The sequence below is a fragment of the Humisphaera borealis genome, assembly GCF_015169395.1.
Taxonomy (GTDB): domain Bacteria; phylum Planctomycetota; class Phycisphaerae; order Tepidisphaerales; family Tepidisphaeraceae; genus Humisphaera; species Humisphaera borealis.
Map to the genome: position 1 here is coordinate 3,561,396 of NZ_CP063458.1, position 17,313 is coordinate 3,578,708.

Annotated in this window: 12 protein-coding genes; 5 read left to right on the forward strand and 7 right to left on the reverse strand. The window is 64.3% G+C overall.

Features of this window, described 5'->3' with window-relative positions; genetic code table 11:
• The first annotated feature begins 29 nt into the window (after nucleotides 1–29).
• Entirely contained in the window at nucleotides 30–353 is a 324-nt protein-coding gene (locus IPV69_RS13295; protein WP_206295602.1) for a type II toxin-antitoxin system HicB family antitoxin, read from the forward strand.
• Between the two features lie 88 nt (nucleotides 354–441).
• On the opposite strand, the gene IPV69_RS13300 is transcribed toward IPV69_RS13295, so the two are convergent.
• Nucleotides 442–609, reverse strand: a complete 168-nt coding sequence (locus tag IPV69_RS13300; protein WP_206295603.1) for a CsbD family protein — start codon at nucleotides 607–609, stop codon at nucleotides 442–444.
• Nucleotides 610–744: 135 nt separating this feature from the next.
• Between IPV69_RS13300 and IPV69_RS13305 the strand changes: the two genes are divergently transcribed.
• Nucleotides 745–3,453, forward strand: coding sequence for a DUF1549 domain-containing protein (locus IPV69_RS13305; RefSeq protein ID WP_206295604.1), 2,709 nt, complete (start codon nucleotides 745–747; stop codon nucleotides 3,451–3,453).
• 167 nt (nucleotides 3,454–3,620) lie between these two features.
• On the forward strand, nucleotides 3,621–5,084 hold the full coding sequence (locus IPV69_RS13310) for a DUF1501 domain-containing protein (RefSeq protein WP_206295605.1): 1,464 nt from the start codon (nucleotides 3,621–3,623) through the stop codon (nucleotides 5,082–5,084).
• Nucleotides 5,085–5,211: 127 nt separating this feature from the next.
• On the opposite strand, the gene IPV69_RS13315 is transcribed toward IPV69_RS13310, so the two are convergent.
• Together IPV69_RS13315 and IPV69_RS13320 are read right to left on the reverse strand one after the other, a co-directional pair.
• On the reverse strand, nucleotides 5,212–7,533 hold the full coding sequence (locus IPV69_RS13315; RefSeq protein ID WP_206295606.1) for an O-antigen ligase family protein: 2,322 nt from the start codon (nucleotides 7,531–7,533) through the stop codon (nucleotides 5,212–5,214).
• A complete protein-coding gene (locus tag IPV69_RS13320) occupies nucleotides 7,530–8,660 on the reverse strand; it encodes a glycosyltransferase family 4 protein (RefSeq protein ID WP_206295607.1) in 1,131 nt (376 codons plus the stop codon). Before IPV69_RS13320 ends, IPV69_RS13315 begins: the two co-directional genes overlap by 4 nt.
• Before the next feature lie 206 nt (nucleotides 8,661–8,866).
• On the opposite strand from IPV69_RS13320, the gene IPV69_RS13325 reads away from it, so the two are divergent.
• Complete coding sequence (locus IPV69_RS13325; RefSeq protein ID WP_206295608.1) at nucleotides 8,867–10,453, forward strand: hypothetical protein; 1,587 nt, start codon at nucleotides 8,867–8,869, stop codon at nucleotides 10,451–10,453.
• A gap of 156 nt (nucleotides 10,454–10,609) precedes the next feature.
• Here IPV69_RS13325 and IPV69_RS13330 read toward each other — a convergent pair whose 3' ends face one another.
• The 4 genes from IPV69_RS13330 to IPV69_RS13345 form a co-directional block, all read right to left on the reverse strand.
• Nucleotides 10,610–11,836 (reverse strand): M14 family zinc carboxypeptidase, encoded by a 1,227-nt coding sequence (locus tag IPV69_RS13330; protein ID WP_206295609.1) that lies wholly within the window; start codon nucleotides 11,834–11,836, stop codon nucleotides 10,610–10,612.
• Nucleotides 11,837–11,971: 135 nt separating this feature from the next.
• Nucleotides 11,972–12,640 carry a hypothetical protein gene (locus IPV69_RS13335; RefSeq protein WP_206295610.1) on the reverse strand — a complete coding sequence of 223 codons (669 nt, stop codon included), beginning with the start codon at nucleotides 12,638–12,640 and terminating at the stop codon, nucleotides 11,972–11,974.
• Between the two features lie 104 nt (nucleotides 12,641–12,744).
• Nucleotides 12,745–13,341: a 30S ribosomal protein S4 gene (gene rpsD, locus IPV69_RS13340; RefSeq protein WP_206295611.1), complete on the reverse strand. Its 597-nt coding sequence runs from the start codon at nucleotides 13,339–13,341 to the stop codon at nucleotides 12,745–12,747.
• 347 nt (nucleotides 13,342–13,688) lie between these two features.
• On the reverse strand, nucleotides 13,689–14,714 hold the full coding sequence (locus IPV69_RS13345) for a Gfo/Idh/MocA family protein (protein WP_206295612.1): 1,026 nt from the start codon (nucleotides 14,712–14,714) through the stop codon (nucleotides 13,689–13,691).
• Between the two features lie 191 nt (nucleotides 14,715–14,905).
• Here IPV69_RS13345 and IPV69_RS13350 point away from each other — a divergent pair, with 191 nt between their 5' ends.
• Complete coding sequence (locus tag IPV69_RS13350; RefSeq protein WP_206295613.1) at nucleotides 14,906–17,053, forward strand: carbon starvation CstA family protein; 2,148 nt, start codon at nucleotides 14,906–14,908, stop codon at nucleotides 17,051–17,053.
• The last annotated feature ends 260 nt before the right edge of the window (nucleotides 17,054–17,313 follow it).

Sequence of the window (17,313 nt, forward strand, 5' to 3'; positions counted from 1 at the left end):
TGACCACCCGGCGCCGCAGGAGTTGAGACATGGCAAAGAAGACAAAACAGAGTCCCGTCGAGGCATTCCTGTCACTGTCCGATGCGCAGAAGGAACAGGTTTGGGAGTCGTTCAATCGCGAGATACCCCTCTCCGAAACCCAACCACTGACCGCCGATGAAACAGCACAATGGAAGCAGGTCGTCGCCAAGGCCAGGCGTGGAAGGGGTCGACCGAAGATTGGCGGCGGGGCGCAGCGCGTTCAGGTCACCGTCGAGCGGAAGCTCCTGGCACGTGCCGACGCGTACGCCGAATCAAAAGGCCTGTCGCGAGCCCAGTTGATTTCCATGGGGCTCCGAAAGCTCGTCGGATAGAAAAACCGACGACCGCGAGAATCGACATTCATCGTCGGTCTCGCGGTCGTCAGTAAAGCTGTCGCGTCTTCGCGATGCTCGCTGGTTATCAATCTTTGCGGCTGGCCTTGCCGACCGCTTCCTGCACCTTGCCTACTGCCTTCTGGACCTTGCCTTTGATCTGCTGGCCGGTGTCGCCTTTGATGGCGCCGACCACATCGTTGACCTTGCCCTTGACCTGTTTGGCCTTGCCGGCGGCTTCGTCTTCTCTGCCCATATACGACTCCTGAAAGAGTTCGGATGTTCGGAACGACGACAGACAGGAGCGGGAGTGCGAAGTCTGTGCCGGATTCGCAAACACCCGCCGACTGGCGTCGTAGAATGAGGGGCGTCCCGGCGAAGCAGCACTGTCATGCGGAATCGATGGATCGCAATCTTCTCGTCGCTCGCGGCCGGCCTTTTGTCGGCGCGGGTCGCGTCGTGGGCGGCCGACAAGCCGGCGTCAACCGCCGCGCCTGCCGTTCGTTATGACGGGCATGTCGGCCAGGACGCCTACGACTGGAAACACTGGTCGGCGTTCTGGGCGTTTCAGCCTGTTCGACGGCCGGCCGTGCCGCCAATCGCGCCCGATGGCAACACCGTGAAATCGAGCTCATCGTCGCCACGCAATGAGGTCGACGCCTTCGTCGTGGATCGCCTGCGGTCAAAAGGGCTGACCCTCGCCCCCGAGGCCGACAAGCTGACGCTGCTTCGCCGGGTGACGTTCGACCTGATCGGCCTGCCGCCTTCCCCGGAGGAAGTCAGGGCATTTCTGGCCGACCGCTCGGGGGACGCCTACGAGAAGGTCATCGAACGCCTGCTCGCCAGCCCGCACTATGGCGAGCGTTGGGGCCGGCACTGGCTCGATGTCGCCCGCTACACGCCCGGCCGCGTGAGCTTCCCCGCGATCAAGCACACTGCCGGCGATTCGCACTACCGCGACTACGTGGTTCGGGCCTTCAATAACGATAAACCTTACGACCGGTTTATTACCGAGCAGCTCGCCGGCGACCTCCTGACGCCCCCCGCCGACCGGCAGGCTCATATCGATCAGATCGTCGCGCCGGCGTTTCTCTCCATCGGGTCGTGGTTCGAGATGGAGACCGACCCCAACCGGCTTCGGCTGGAGATGGTCGACGAGATGATCAACACGACGACCCGCGCCTTCATGGGTATCTCGGTCGCGTGTGCCCGCTGCCACGACCACAAGTTCGATCCGATCCCCATCCAGGACTACTACGCGCTCGGTGGGATCTTCCGCAGCACGCGCGTCGTCGGCGAGTTTAGCGACAACTGGCGCGACGGCCGAACCCGCCAACTTCGCCCGCTGGCGCTGCCCGATCAGGTGTCGGCGAACGATGCCCTGCGCAAAGCGATCGAACGGTTGGAGGGCGAGCGGTGGTCGCTGCTCGAGCAGCGGCATCGACAGAAGCTGGCCGACTGGAAAGCGGTTGAGCCCGCTTACCGCGATGCCGCGAACATCGTTTTAGACAAATCAAAGCCATTGGTATTCCACCACGAGGCCGAAGATTTCGACGGCCAGGACAACCTGCGGATCGCCCAGCTCCAGCGCGACGGCAAAGGTGTCGAGGTCATCGAAACCCAGACCGCGACGGCGCAGTGGGTGAAATACAAGGTGGAGGTCGCCGAGGCGGCGAAGTACCGGCTGGAAGTCCTGCACAGCACCGACGACCGCACGCCGATCGACGTCGTCGTCAACGGCGAATCAGCCCGCAACGACGCCCTGGCAGTCCCCACCGGCGGGGCGGGCTTGGCTTACCAGCGGTGGGATGTCGCCGCGACGATCGACCTGCACGCCGGGCTGAACTTCCTAAGGTTGATGGCCAAAGGGGGCAACTTCCCGCGGATCGATCGGCTGCGCTACGTGAAGATCGATCCGGCGATCGAAGCCGGGATCCAAAGCGTCGCCAAAGAACAGAAGCTCGTAGCGCGCCTGCTCGAACAGTTCGTCTACTGGCCGAGCGAACCCTGGCCGACCACGGCGGGCATTGAAGCGTACCTGGACGACAAAGACGTGGCGGCGATCGCGGCGATCGATCGACAGGTGGTCGAGCGGTCGGGGCAGATCAAGCCCTATCCGCTGGCCGTCGCGGTGACCGATCAGCCGTCGCCGGTCGATCTGCCGGTGTACCTGCGCGGGCAGACGTATCGAGAGAGTGCATACCTTGTGCCGCGCGGCGTGCCGAGATTTCTGGACCACGCCCTGCCCCGCCCCGAGATCGCCGCCGGGCAGAGCGGGCGGCTGGAGCTGGCACACTGGCTGACCGACCCGCGCCACCCGCTGACGTCGCGGGTGATGGTCAATCGCATCTGGGCGTGGCACTTCGGCAAAGGGCTGGTCGATTCGCCGAGCGACTTCGGATCGCGCGGATCGACGCCAACCCATCCCGAGCTGCTCGACTGGCTCGCGGCGACATTCATGGAAAAGGGCTGGAGCATCAAGCAGATGCACCGGCTGATCCTGTTGAGTGCGACCTATCGGCAGTCTTCGCAATCGCAGGCGACGGATCAGGTCGATCCCGACAACAAGCTGCTGTCGCACTTCCCCCGGCGTCGGCTCGAAGCCGAGGCGCTGTACGACACGATGCTGGCCAGCATCAATACGCTGGTCCGCCAGCCGTCGGGCCAGCCGTTGGAGTTTGCAAAAAGCAGCAACCGTGCGATGTACACGCTGACGACGAGCCGGTCGCCGCCGGGGCTGGGGGTTGATGTGCGGAAGATGCTGACGCTGTTCGACGTCGAGATGGAAGGTCAGCCGATCGGTAGTCGTCCGACGTCGGCGACGCCGGCACAGAGTCTGTTCTGGCTCAACAGCCCTCTGGTGAAGTACTTCGCCGACCGCTTCGCCGAGCGGCTGCTGAAGATGGACAAGTTGACCGACGCGAAGCGAGTGGAGATGGCGTACAGCCTGGCGATCGGCCGTCCGCCGGACAAGGCGATCGCCGGGCCATTGCTGGCGTTTGTGCAGCAGGCCGAGGCCGACGGCAACACTCGGCAGGAGGCGTGGTCGCGGCTGTGTCAGGCGCTCTATGCTTCGACGGAGTTTCGGTATGTGAATTAGCATCTGCCGCAATAGCCAACGCCGGGTGCCATGGGCTGTCGTACTCGTCTGCCCGTGGCGGTGTTCAGGCAGTGACGCGTTGCCACGGGCAGCGGAGTACCGCAGCCCATGGCACCCGGAGCCACAGTTTTGAGACGGAAACCTGGCGGCCGTGCCCGCCCTACAAGATGACTTACTTCCGTAACAACCTCTCCCGTCGCGATCTACTCCGCCGCAGCACGCTCGGCTTCGGCGGGCTGGCGGCGCTCGACCTGTTGTCGCGGTCATCACTCGGTGAGTCATCACCGGGCGGGTCGTCGTTCGGCGCGTCGCCATTGGCGCCCAAGGCAGCGCACTTTCCGGCGCGGGCCAAGCGCGTCATCTACATCTTCCTCGACGGCGGGCTCTCGCAGATCGATTCCTACGACTACAAGTCGCGCCTTCAAACCGACGACGGCAAGCCTCTGCCGGCGAGCATCGCCAAGCCGAAGTTCTCGTTCGCCCCGACCGGCGCGCTGCTCCGCAGCCCGTTCGACTGGAAGCAGCAAGGCAACAGCGGGGCCTGGGCGAGCGACCTGTTCCCGGCGATCAACAAGCAGATCGACAACCTGTGCTTCATCAAGTCGCTCCACCACGACAACGAAGACCACATCACCGCCAAGAAGATGATCTTCACCGGCTCCGGGCGCGAGGTGCGGCCCAACGCCGGCTCGTGGGCGGCGTACGGGCTGGGCACCGAGAACCAAAGCCTGCCGGCGTTCATTGAGATCATGCCCGGCGTGCCCAAGCCGTCGTCGCCAGCGTTCTTGCCGAGCACCTACGGCCCGACCGCGATCGGCCGAACCACCGCCGACAGCCGCGACCGCACCTGGGACAACCTGGCCGTGGTCCGCGGGGCCAACCTCGATCGAAAGGTGCGACAGCTCGACCTGATTCGCGCGCTCAATGCCAATCACGCCGACCGCACCGGGGTCGATCACGCGATCGAATCCGAGATTCAGAACATGGAGCTGGCGTTCCGGATGCAGACCGCCGCGCCGGACCTGCTGTCGCTCAACGGCGAATCGGACGACACGCGCAAGCTGTACGGCATCGGCGAGCCAGTGACCGACGACTTCGGTCGTGCCTGCATCCTCGCCCGCCGGTTTGCCGAGCAGGGCGTGCGGTGGATTACCGTCAACCATTCGACGATGGCGTTCGGCAATCTGTGGGACCAGCACAAAGACCTCTATCACGGCCACAAGAAGAACGCCGAGGCGGTCGATGTGCCCATCGCCGGGTTGCTGCAGGATCTGCGGCAGCGCGGCATGCTCGATGACACGCTGGTGATGTGCGGCAGCGAGTTCGGGCGAACGCCCGTCTTCGAATACCAGGACGGCGGCGACGGCCGCCTGCGCAACGGCCGCGATCACAACCCCCACGGCTTTACGATGTGGTTCGCCGGCGCCGGCGTCAAACCCGGCTACAGCCACGGCGCGACCGACGACTACGGGTTCTACGCGGTGCAGGACAAGGTCCACGTTCACGACCTGCACGCGACGGTCCTGCACCTGATGGGCATCGATCACGAACGGCTGACGTACCGCTATGGCGGGAGGGACTTCCGGCTGACCGACGTCAGCGGCGAGGTGGTTCGGCAGATCCTGGCGTGAGACGCGACGTCGCGAACAACAGCTTTGGTGCCACGGGTCGGCGGTACTCCGCAGACCCGTGCACGAGTTGGGCCGTCAGCACGGGTCTCCGGAGTACCGGCGACCCGTGGCACCAGATTGGTAACGTTTACCGTCGTCCGCGGAGCTTCATGATCTTCTGGTTGATGTCGGCGACCTGTGCTTCGGAGAGCCGCTTCTTCTCTTCCTTCGTCAGCCGGTCGTTCAGTTCGAGCACCTTTTCCAACTGCTCGGCGGCCTCGCGGGGGAGGGTGAGCTTCTCCAGCACGTCGGCGTAGCGGATGCGGTTCTCGCGGTTGTTCGGGTCGAGCTTGATCGCGGCGGCGTAGTCGTCGGCGGCGAGCTTGTCGGCGGCAGGCCTGAGCGTGCGAGCCAACTCCGCACGGGCGACGCGGTAGCCGGCGTCGAGCGGGCTGGCCGCAATCGCCAGGTCGAGCATCGCCTTGCTGCGAGCCGGGTCGCCGGCCCAACGCCAGGCCGTCGCGGCGCGGTACGCGTAGTCGCCGTTGGCGATGGAATTCTGGAACGCCGACTCATACCCCTTGGCGGCGACGGCGGGGACGTTTTTGCGGAACGAGGCATCGGCCTCGGCGGCGACACTTTCGCTGGAAACGACGGGGATCACCAGCGCGACCGCCCCGATGAGCCAGGCCGCGCTGCCGATGGCTAGTGCGATGCGTGCGGCGCGCCGGCCCTGGTTGCGAGCGGGCGCCTGATCCGCGAGCGAGGGTTCTCGTACGAGCGACGTTTCGCGTCCCAGCGCCGCCCCGAGGAGCAGCGCCATCATGAACATCGGCCCGAACTCGAACATCGCGAAGTCGATCAGGTTGTGGACGAAGAACATGCCGACGCCCACGACGAGCCCGACGCGGATCAGCGCCGCCGGATCGGCATCCAGCCGCAGTGCCGATTCCCGGCCTTCGCGGACGATCGTCAGCCAGGCAAACGAAGCGACCACCAGCGCCGCCAGCAGGTAACCGCATACGCGGAATCCTTCGAACAGAGCGTAGCCGCTGTCTTGCGAAAGGTCGGTCGCGGCAAAGAAGTTCAGGACGAATCCGAACGCGATCGCGGCCGCCGCTCCGGCAAACCGGTCGAGCGGGAGAGTCGCCGGACCAGGGGCGATCGCCCGCGACGATGCCGGCGCGTTGGTGTCGTCGCGCTCTTCGCTGATGGCGCCGGCGGGCCGGCTGAGGCTCCACCAGATGAGCGCCATCCACCCGGCGGCCAGGATCGCGCCGACGGTTCCCAGTTCGGTCGCGAAACGAACGAAGAAGTTGTGAGGGTCTTTAATCTCCTCGGTCGCCTCCGGCAGCCGGACGCCCAGGTAGTGCGCCCCGAAGTTCTCCCAGCCCACGCCCAGCAGCGGATGCAGTTTCCAGACTTCGAACGAGCCCACCCAGTACCGCCAGCGGAAGTTCAGACTGTCGTGGAAGAGCGTGCCGCGGGACGCACCGTAGCCGACCACGAATGCAGTGACGCCGAGGACCGCCAGCACGCCGAGCAAGTACAGGAGTGTCGCCCGGCGGCGGAGCGCGCTGCCCAGCGCGATCGTCAACGCCAGCAGCACAACGCCGAGTACCGCGGTGAGATAGCCCGTGCGGCTCTGCGTCAGTGGCAGCACGGCAGCGGTGACGAGCAGGACCAGCAGCATCGCGCCGGCCGAGATCAGCCGGCCGTTACGGACGAGCTGCGCCGCCGTGCCGAGCGTGACCAGGCCGAGCAGCACGAGCATCGCCGCGTAGGTGTTTGGCGAGGCGCTGAAGCCCATCAGTTCGCCGCGAAGGACCTTGTTCTCGAACTGGATGTATTCGAAGGTGCCGGGCTGGATGTTGCGCGAGGCCAGGATCTGATCGCGGTTCTTGTCCCACTCTTCCTTGAGCGCCGGGCGCTCGACGAACTGAAACCAGAGGCCGTGGATCAGAAGCACCGCGAGCATGCCCGCGGCAAAGCCGGCGACGACACGCGTATGAGCGGGCGTGCGGCAAATCTGCGCCACCGCCCAGAGCACCCCAGCCGCTGACAGCAGGTGCACGCTGGAGATGATCGCCGCGAACCGGTCGCTCGCCCAGGCGGTGCTGGCCACGGCCCAGGCGGCGAGGGCGACGAACGCCACTGCCGACCAGGCGGCGCGGAGCGTGAACGAAGGGTCTACCCATCGCCGCAGCAGCACCAGCAGCGGGCAAAGACCGGCGAGCAGGTCGAGCAGCAGCCCGCTCGAAGGTCCGGGGCCGGCGGGGACGGCCGGTGCGTTCGGGTAGACCTGCACGACCGACCGGATCGATTCGGTCATCATCAGCCGCGCCGCGACAACGGCGATCGCCAGTCCCAGCGCCACGCGGGTGAGCCAGACAGCCGTGGGCGCGGCGTGAATCGGCCCGGCTTGCGAGCCGGGCGAGGCGTAGTCATGGGTGCGGGATCGTTTGCTCATGCGTCTTCCCGTGGCAGCGGGTGCTGCTCCAGCAGCATCACCACCCCGAGGATCAGGAAAGTCTGTGCGAAGACGAGGAACGCCGCCAGTGGCGATGTCACGTGCGGGAGGATGATTGCCGCCACGCTCGTGGTCGCCGTCAAAAGCCAGATGCACAGGACAGCCGTCCGCTTGCTCATCCCGCGCCGCACCAGTCGATGGCTGAAGTGATTGGTATCGCCGACGAACGGACTCTTGCCCGCCCGCAGCCGAATCAGGCTCACCACCACCAGGTCGTAGAGTGGCACCGCCAGCACGATGACCGGCGCAAAGACAGCGTACCAGCCGGCGCCAAAGTCCTGGTTGGCAGGAAGGTAGGTGGTCCGCACCGTCAGCACGCCCAGGACAAATCCGACGACCAGGCTCCCGCTGTCGCCCATGAAGATACTGGCCGGCGGAAAGTTAAAGCAGAGAAACCCGATCAGCGCGCCAAGCAGCAAGGCCAGCGCCGCTGCGACGAACCATTGCCCGATCGAGAGTGCGGTGATGAGAAACGAGGTGGTGCAGACCGCGGCGATCCCCGCCGACAGGCCGTCCATGTTGTCCAGGAAATTGAAGGCGTTGGTGATGGCGGTAATCCAGAGGACCGACACGCCGATCGCGAGGACGCCGTTCGCGCCCAGACGGTCGTCAAACGCCGTCAGCGACCAGAACTGTTTGAACGGGATGACCACCGCGGCGGCAGCGGCGAGCTGGACGACGAGCTTGAGGTAAGGGCCCAGCGCCTTGCGGTCGTCGATCAGTCCCATGACGTGCAGAAGGGTCATCGCGCCCAGGAGCGACAACGTCGGCGCGGTGGCCAGGTTGCGCGCCCCGCCGATGTACGCCGTCCAGAGTTCCGGCGGGATGCCGAGCATCGGCGAAGCCGGGTCGAGCAGACGAACGCCAATAAGAACGCCGAGCATGGGCCCCGCGAAAGCGAGGTAAATCGCCACCCCGCCGCCCAGCGGGGTGGGAGCCTTATGAACTTTCCGGTGGCCGGGCTTATCGACGAAGTTGAGCTTCGGCGCGATGCGCTTCATCGCGCCGGTAACCAGCAACGCGATCGAGAAACTGAGCAGTCCGAGGATAAGCGCGGCGAACACCATGGGTTGCGGGGATTGTGGCGAAAATTAGCCGGATCGCGAGTGACCCCGGGGGATCGAAGTCGCGATCCCCGTCCCCAACCGTGATGCGGCGGCGGATTGTGGGAAACCAATCGCCGGCGATGACGTCTGACTACGGATAATGAATGTTGTCACGCGCGAGTGAACCGATTCCAATACTTGCTCACTCACGCGGAAGGAGCTCACCCATGATGATGATGAATTTCGGGATGGTTTTCCTGATGACGATGCTGATGGGCGGCGTCAGCGATGTGCTGGACGTGATCCCGTCCGACGAATACTGGCGGATCAAGAACGTCCAGGTCTCCGAAGCATCGCTGCTGGAGGAACTGGCCCCGCCGCCGGCGGCGGGCGATATCTCGAAACTGGTCGATGATCTGGGCGAGGGCGATGCGAAGGTTCGCGATGCCGCCGCCGCGAAGATCCGCGCCATGGGTGCGGGTGTCATTCCGCAGCTTCAGAAGGCGACCGAGGCGGACAATCCCGAGACCGCCGCCCGGGCGCGAAAGCTGATCGCCGACATCCAGAACGGCGGCAAAGCCCAGCAGGTGCGAAAGCTGATGGCGATCCGCACCGCCGGCGAGAAGAAGTTGAAGGGGCTGCTCCCCCGGCTGACGGAACTGACGCAAAGCAAGGAGATGTTCATCGCCGACTACGCCGCGGCGGCCGTCGCGGCGATCGAAGGCAAGCCATACACCCGCTCTGCCGTCGCGAACGGGGACAGCGCCTGGAAGATGCCGGCCGACGTGCGGGCCGTCATGCACCTGTCGATTCGCGGCCAACGCGTCGCAACGATGGACGACCTCAAGAACCTTCCCAACTTTAACATGATGTTCGGCAACCAGAAGAAGGACCCCGAACAGGTGAAGCAGGCGCTCGACCAGATGATGCGGAAGATCGTCGAGATCGCCGACCAGGCCGGCAACATCCGCATCGAAGGCGTGACAATGGGCCTGAGCGGCGACATTGGCAATAAGGTCGGCTATGTGGTGCTCATGATCGACGGACAGTACGACCGCGTCGCGGTCGCCAATCTGCTTGCGTCGCTGTCCGGCGGAAAGGGGCGGGCGGTCGGCGGAATTGACGTCATCGACCTGGAGCGCGAGTTCTCGCTCATGTTCCCCAGCGATCGGCAGCTGGTGCTGGTCGGCGGACCGAACGAAGCCCCCAAGCCACTGGAGGCGATCGCCGACGCGTTCAAGGGAAACCAGTCGCCATTGAAGCAGTCGCCGGAAATGGTCAAGTTGCTGGCGACGGTCGACATGAAGCAACCGGTCTGGGGTGCGATGCACGTCACCAACACCTACCGGCAGGCACCCCTTTTTGCCGGGCTCGATACGCTGACACTCTCCGGGACCAATGAAGCCAACGTGATGAAGTTCCGCTTCGACGCCAGCGGCAACGAGGCCGGCGTTCGCGAAGCCGTCGGCATGGTCAATAACGGCATCGGTCAGATGAAAGGGATGTTCCAGCAGCTGAAGCAGATGCCCGCCGAAGAAATGGGCGGCATGAAGGAGTTGATGGAGACGGGCGTCAAGTTGGTAGAGAGCCTCAAGGTCAATATCGATGCGACGGATGCGAAGAAGGCGTCGATGTCGGGCGAGCTCGATGCGCCACCGCAGTCATTGATGGCAACGACCTTCGGCATTTTCTTCAGCGCCCGCCAAGTGGGCGGACCTCAGGAGCAGGTCGCGCCTCCCGTTGTGGAGCGCGCCGAGGCCGAAGCCCCGCGACCCGTGCCGCCGGCACCGGTGCCGGCACCCGCACCGAGGTGAGAGCGTCGCCCGGCCGCACATTCCTTGAAGCGAAGCTGGACCCGATCTCAGGTCGGTGTAGCGGCCGTGTTGTGGTGCGGGCTTCAGCCTGCAACCGAATGTGCACGCTGAAGCCCGCACCACAAATGCGCCCCCTACACCCTCGTGAGGACCACGTTAGTCCTTCTTGTCCAGGTACGCCGCGATCGCCGCGCCGAGCTGACCGCCGACGGTTTTGTAGCCTTGAATGTTGCTGTTGGGCGTGTTCCAGCTCGTCTCAAGCGTCAGGGCGACGACGCCGGGGTGGGTGTTGGCACCGACCCAGTTTTTGCTGATCGCCCGCCAGTTTTTGTCATACGCCGGGCCCGACGGCCGGGTCTTCGGATCCAGGGCCATCGGCCCGGTGATCTGCTTCACTGACTCGGCCACGAACCGATTCAGGTTGGCTTTGCCGAGATCGCTGAGCTGATCCTGCTCGCTGACGAAAAAGAACGGTTTAAGGTCGTTGGCGGCAGGGTTGTGCAGATCAACGAACAGGTCGAAGGTGCCGGCCTTGTCGAGCGTGCGGATGATCGCCTGCGCCGCGGCGACGGCGGGGAAGACCGGCTTGTCGGTCCAGTCGCGGTTGTGATCGTGGGGGTCCTGGTTCTTGCCGCCGGCACCGATCGCGACATTGTCGATGTCCATGATGGGGACGAAATAGACGATCGTTCGCTTCCGCAACGCGACGGCGGCCGGGGCATCGGAGACCAGGAAATCCGCAAAGCCTCGCCCCACCCAGCTGCCGCCCGATTCCCACGCATGCTGCCTGGCACAAACGAACAGGCCGCGTGATCTTGCCCCATCAGTGGACGCCGGCGGCGTCAACCGCACGGCGGGTGTGCTACGGCCTTCGTTGCTTTTGCACAGCTCGAACACCTCGGCCTTCACGCCGTCGCGCCCGTCGACCTTCGATGCGATCTCCTTCACCAGTGCGGCGGCGTCGTCGGGCGTGAACGGCGGCCCCCACGCGAACAGCGCCTCGGGCGCGTCAATCTTCTGGCGATACGTGATGTTCGTTTTGGTCCGTTCCCCCTTGCCGGTTTGCAGCCAGCTCTTCCCGCCGTCGATGCTGTACGCCGCGTGGTCCGGTGTTGCCCAGGGCGGCGGACCGACGGTCAGGGTGATTGTTTCGCCGGGCGCGATTCCCGCGACTTTCACGAACCACCAGCAGCTCCATCCCCGCCCCTTGTGGGGGGTCGGCTCCAGGCGGATCGCTCGTGTCGCCCGGTCGATCTCCTGCACCCTGCCTGAGCCGCTGGGAAAGTCGATCGAGATGGACAGATCGGCGGCGAGAGCGTGAGTCGGACCGCCGAGAAGGGCCGCGAAGACGATCATCCACGACGCTCTGACAAACGTTTTCATAATCAGCCCTCGCCGCAAAATAGCCGATCGTGATTCTCGCCCTCGGACCGCCGAGCGCTTGCTCGGCATGTCGAAGAGCCGAGCAGGCGCTCGGCGGTCCCAGGCTCCGAACGGGCGCGAATCGAGGACGCCCGGTTAACCCGCGTTCTGCATTCGGGCCCGATGCGGCTCGATCAATTGCGTCCGCACGAGGTGCTCCACATCGTGAACGCCTTCGACTGCGACAAAGCCGATCACCTTCCTGTTTGATGTCCGATGCCCCTCGGAATCGAACGACTCGGAGTAGCCTTCACGGAAGATCAGGTCGCCGGCGCCGTTACCGCGTTCGATTCGGGTCATCGCCGTCAGGTCGCCGGGACCGAAACTGCGGATTTCGACGCCGCCCCACGCGCGGCCCTGGCAGACGATTGCCCGGCGATCGGTAACGGCGTAGATGCTCCGCCGGGCCGCCCGCCGCATCCAGATTGGCGAGGTGACCAAGCCCATTCCGACGGCGAAAAAGGGCAAACCGAACAGCGGAAAACAGCTGAAGATACGGCCGATCCCGAACCCTTCGTGGACCGGTCCGTGATCCGAAAACCAGAGCATGCCCGCCGCCCCGCCGATCCAGAACAGTGAAAAGCCGGTGAACACCAGCCCGAAGAGCATCATCGGCCAGGCCGAACGCGCGTAGAGTGCCGGAATCGGCTGCGCCGCCCAGAGCAGGCGTTCGCCCGTCTGCAACTCGGCGTTGATCCGGTTGCGCACGTCGGGGTCGAGCACCGGCATCATCGGTGACCGTGGCGAGATCGGGGACATGCTCATGGCAGCAGTTTACAAAAGGAAACGAGCCCGTGGATGAGAATCCACGGGCCCGTTTGGAATGCTGTTTGCGCTCGCCGCATTGCGGCGGGTTCCTGCACACCCGATCAGCGGTAGAATTCGATGATCAGGTTCATGTTCACTTCGAACGGCACGTCTTCGGCCGTCGGCAGGGCATTGATCTTGCCGGTGAGCTGGCCGGGGTTCCAGTCGAGCCAGTTGGGGATCTGGTGGCCAACGACCTGTTCCATCGTCTCGCGGATGACCTTGTGGGTGCTTTCGCGGAAGGTGATGGTGTCGCCGGGCTTCACGAATGCGCTGGGGATGTCGCACTTGTGGCCGTTGATCAGCACGTGGCCATGGGCAACGAGCTGGCGGGTCTGCCAGATGGTGCGGCCGACGCCGAGGCGGCGGCAGACGTTGTCGAGACGGGTCTCGAGCAACTGCATCATCGTGTTACCGGTGTTACCCTTGCTCTTCTTGGCGATCGAGAAGAACCGGCGGAACTGCTTTTCGAGCATGCCGTAGTGGAAGCGGAGCTTCTGCTTCTCGACCAGGCGAACGCCGTATTCCGTGCTGCGACGGCCGCGGTAGCCGTGCATGCCCGGAAGGGTGAGTTCGCGGCCTGTGTGCTTGGGGATGTCGGCAATGGGAACGCCGACGCGACGGGAGAGACGGACCTTCGGTCCAGTGTAACGGCCCATGGGGCTTTCGACTTTCTACCGGCGCAAAGGAGCACCGGCTCAGGACAGGCGCTGCGGCCGTATTCGTTGGCGGAATGCCGACGGCCGTCTGACGCGCTCTTCCTGGCGGGCATGGTCTTGAGGCATGCACGCCGGGGTTCGCCGAGGACGCTTTTGGCGACCTTTGGCGGGCCGAGCAGTATATCTGGGAGAGGCTATCTAGCAAGGCAGAACGGGCATTGATTGAAAAACGCAAAACGTGCAATGAAAAATGCAAAACGGGAATGAGGCGCGGATCGCTTCATCACAGTTTGCGTTTTTCATTCCATGTTTTGCGTTTTTCGTTCAATTCCCACGCATCCTAAGACTTACACCCCCTGCGGCATTCCCGTCTCGATACTCTTCTTCTCGGCCTCCACGATCTTCAATCCCGCCACCGCGTCTTCGGCAGTGACGACGGTGGGCTTGGTGCCGTTGCGGACACATTCCAGGAAGTACGTCAGCTCGCCGGCATAGCCGTCGCGGCCGGTTGTTTCGATCGTCTCGGCCTTGCCGTCCTTGAACAGTTGCAGGGTCGGCTTGCGGCCGATGTCGAAATCGGCCGTCGCCTTTTCGAAATTTACCAGGTACTGCATCCGGAAGCCGAAGCCGTCGGTCTGCGTCCAGCCACCCTCGGCGGCGATGATCGCCCCTGCCGCAGGGCCGGTTTCGTAGCGGTACTGCGCGGCGACATGGTCCAGCTCGCCCGTCGGGCCGGTGTAGCCGTTGGCATAGACCGTGGTCGGCGTACCGAACAGGCTGTAGATGAAATCCACGTCGTGGATGTGCAGGTCGACAATCCCGCCGCCGGACAGCTTGCCGTTGCGGAACCAACCCTGGGGCACGACACCGAGCCGACGGAAAACCGCGCTCTTCACCTTGCCATAGGTTTCGTTCTTGATCGTATCGCGCAGCCAGATCCATTCGGCCCAGAACCGCATGCACATCGCGGGCATGAACAGCCCCTTGGCGCCCGCGGCGGCGTCGGCAATCTGCCGGGCTTCGGCGCTGGTCAGCGCCATCGGCTTCTCGCAGACGACATGCTTCCCGGCGTTCAATGCCGCCGTGACGATGTCCACATGCGCCGGCGTGGGCAGGCAGACGTCAACCACCTGCAGGTTCGGGTTGGCCAGGAAATCGGCGACGCTGGTGTACCCCTTGATGCGGTCCATCGGCAGCCGCTGGGTACCGGCGCCGGCGATGTTGCCCCACCCGCCGGACAGATCCCCCGCGGCCCGCCGGGGATCGCTGTCGCAGACCGCCATGACCTTTGCTTCGGGGATCTTGGCGTAGGTGTCGTAGTGCATGCGGCCCATGAAGCCGAGACCGATGATGCCGATGTTGGTGATGTTCATTGGATTGCGTCGTTCGGGAACCAGTCGTTGAAGATGTCCGTAGGCGTTTTCGCTGTGGTCTGCGAGAATCTAATGATAACCGACATTCAATGCACGCCGACAGGCGATCCCGGTATTGTTATGATGCCCGTCCCCAGTCCCGGTGCACTGCGGCGGAAACTTGAACAGATAGCGGCCCTCGGAGACCCCAGATGACGGCAATGCCGGTCCTGCTCGTGATTCTCAGCCTCATGGCGATCGCTTATCGCTACTACAGCGCGTTCCTGGCGGCGAAGGTCGCCGCGCTGGACGACAGCCGGGTTACGCCCGCCGAGCGGTTTAACGACGGGCAGAACTTCCATCCGACCAACAAGTGGGTGCTGTTCGGCCATCATTTTGCCGCCATCAGCGGCGCGGGGCCGCTCATCGGCCCGGTGCTGGCCGCCCAGTTCGGCTATATGCCGGGGCTGGTCTGGATTGTGGTCGGTGTGTGCCTGGCGGGCGCGGCGCAGGACTTCATGGTCCTTGCGATGAGCACCCGGCGTAACGGCCGCAGCCTCGCACAGATCGCTTACACCGACCTCGGCAAGGTCGCCGGGACGGCAGCCACGGCGGCGATCCTGTTCATCCTCATTATCGCGCTCGGCGGCCTGGGCAAAGTAGTCGTCAAGGCGCTGGGCGGCGAAGAAGTGAAGTACGGCGGCAGCACGCTCATCCTGCCTGCGGCGACAGTGCTGGATAACGCAGGCGAAACAGACGGCCAGTACTCGTACATGGTGCCGGCCGGTTCGAGCCTCAAATGGTCGGGCGGCACGATGGTCGTCAAGGAAAAGTATGTGATCGCCAGCGCAAAACCGCTGGCCGTCGCCGCCGATCAGTCGGTGTTGTTGCCCGCTGATGCCGTCCGCAAAGTGCCCGGCTCGGCATGGGGCACCTTCACGATCGCTGCGACCATCCCCATCGCGCTTTTCGTCGGCCTTTACATGTACAAGCTGCGGCCGGGCCGGGTGGTTGAGGCGTCGCTCATCGGCGGCGCGATGACCATCGGCGCCACCGTCGCCGGCCACTGGGTCGCCAATCATGAGATCGGCCAGTACTTCAACCTCAGTGCGTCTGGCGTGACCTGGTCGATGGCGATCTACGGCTTCGTCGCCGCGGTGCTGCCGGTCTGGGTGCTGCTCGCCCCGCGCGATTACCTTTCGAGCTTTCTGAAGATCGGCACGATCGCACTGCTGGTCGTCGGCGTGCTCGTGGCCAACCCCAAGCTCGAAGCACCCGCGTTAAACCACACGTTCCTCAGCGGCGGGCCGATCGTGAAGGGCACGATCTTCCCCTTCCTGTTCATCACGATCATGTGCGGGGCGATCAGCGGCTTCCACGCCCTGGTTTCCAGCGGCACCACGCCGAAGATGGTGCAGAAGGAAAGCCAGACGCGGATGATCGGCTACGGCGCGATGCTGATCGAGGGCCTGGTCGCCGTCATCGCACTGATCGCCGCCGCTTCGCTGTCGTCGAGCGACTACTACGCGATGAACACCGAGCTGTCGGAAGTGCCCAAGTACCACGACCGCATTCTGCAGGTGGGCGGCGCGCACGGCGTAGAAGAGATCGGCCGGTACGAAGAGCTGACGCAGGAGGCACTCCGCGGCCGCACAGGCGGCGCTGTGACGCTGGCTGTCGGCATGGCTCATATTTTCGAGCAGGCCACAAAGGCCTTCGGCACAGCAAGCCAGCACGTGCTCGACGACTTGTGGAAGTACTGGTTCCACTTCGCGATCATGTTCGAGGCGTTGTTCATATTGACGACGATCGACGCCGGCACACGCATCGGCAGGTTCCTCGTCCAGGAAGCGCTCGGCAAGGTCAGTCCGAAACTCGGACTGTCCGGCGGCTGGCTGTCGGGGTTCCTCGCGACGGGCCTGGTGGTCTGCGGCTGGGCCTGGTTCCTGCAGTCGGACAGCTTCTCGGTCATCTGGAAAATGTTCGGCATCGCCAATCAGGTGCTGGCGGTGATCGCGCTCAGCGTGATTACTGCCTGGCTCGCGAACGAAGGGCGGGTCAAGTACATCTGGGTCAGCGTGATCCCCATGTTGGTCATCATCATCACCACGACCTCGTCCGGCGCGGTCATGCTGAGCCAGTTGTTCACCGGCATTCACACGCAGATCAACAACCCGCCGGCCGATGACCGGGTCAAGCTGATCCTGACCTATTCGTTCCAGGCACTTTTGATTCTTGCGATGCTCGGGTGCGCCGCGACCGTGGTGATCAGCAGCCTGCGGCGCGTCATGCGAGTCCGGGCCGGTGAAAAGTTCGTCATCGAGGTTCCCGGCGACACACCGGCCGGTGTGGCACACTGATACGTTCGCGAAGTCTGATTCCGAGCGTGAGAGATGCCAGAAACGGAAGTTCCCCTGTAGCCGCTCCCGCGCGAAGATGGCGAGGCGTTCGGTAGTAACTTCCGCCGCATGGCATCCGGACGGAGGCTCCGGACAACGACATGGAAACGCGAGCTCTGGGACTGATCTTGTCTCCGTGAACTCCCTTGTTCTGCGTTGAACGCCCTGTTCTCCGTGGCGAATCACTCGGGCTCGCTTCGTAAGCAATCCGTCAGTCCCGA

What these genes read in the sequence shown, in the direction of transcription:
- IPV69_RS13295 (WP_206295602.1), top strand. Translation starts at nt 30, where the DNA reads ATGGCAAAGAAGACAAAACAGAGTCCCGTCGAGGCATTCCTGTCACTG.
- IPV69_RS13300 (WP_206295603.1), bottom strand. Translation starts at nt 609, where the DNA reads ATGGGCAGAGAAGACGAAGCCGCCGGCAAGGCCAAACAGGTCAAGGGC.
- IPV69_RS13305 (WP_206295604.1), top strand. Translation starts at nt 745, where the DNA reads ATGCGGAATCGATGGATCGCAATCTTCTCGTCGCTCGCGGCCGGCCTT.
- IPV69_RS13310 (WP_206295605.1), top strand. Translation starts at nt 3,621, where the DNA reads ATGACTTACTTCCGTAACAACCTCTCCCGTCGCGATCTACTCCGCCGC.
- IPV69_RS13315 (WP_206295606.1), bottom strand. Translation starts at nt 7,533, where the DNA reads ATGAGCAAACGATCCCGCACCCATGACTACGCCTCGCCCGGCTCGCAA.
- IPV69_RS13320 (WP_206295607.1), bottom strand. Translation starts at nt 8,660, where the DNA reads ATGGTGTTCGCCGCGCTTATCCTCGGACTGCTCAGTTTCTCGATCGCG.
- IPV69_RS13325 (WP_206295608.1), top strand. Translation starts at nt 8,867, where the DNA reads ATGATGATGATGAATTTCGGGATGGTTTTCCTGATGACGATGCTGATG.
- IPV69_RS13330 (WP_206295609.1), bottom strand. Translation starts at nt 11,836, where the DNA reads ATGAAAACGTTTGTCAGAGCGTCGTGGATGATCGTCTTCGCGGCCCTT.
- IPV69_RS13335 (WP_206295610.1), bottom strand. Translation starts at nt 12,640, where the DNA reads ATGAGCATGTCCCCGATCTCGCCACGGTCACCGATGATGCCGGTGCTC.
- rpsD (WP_206295611.1), bottom strand. Translation starts at nt 13,341, where the DNA reads ATGGGCCGTTACACTGGACCGAAGGTCCGTCTCTCCCGTCGCGTCGGC.
- IPV69_RS13345 (WP_206295612.1), bottom strand. Translation starts at nt 14,714, where the DNA reads ATGAACATCACCAACATCGGCATCATCGGTCTCGGCTTCATGGGCCGC.
- IPV69_RS13350 (WP_206295613.1), top strand. Translation starts at nt 14,906, where the DNA reads ATGACGGCAATGCCGGTCCTGCTCGTGATTCTCAGCCTCATGGCGATC.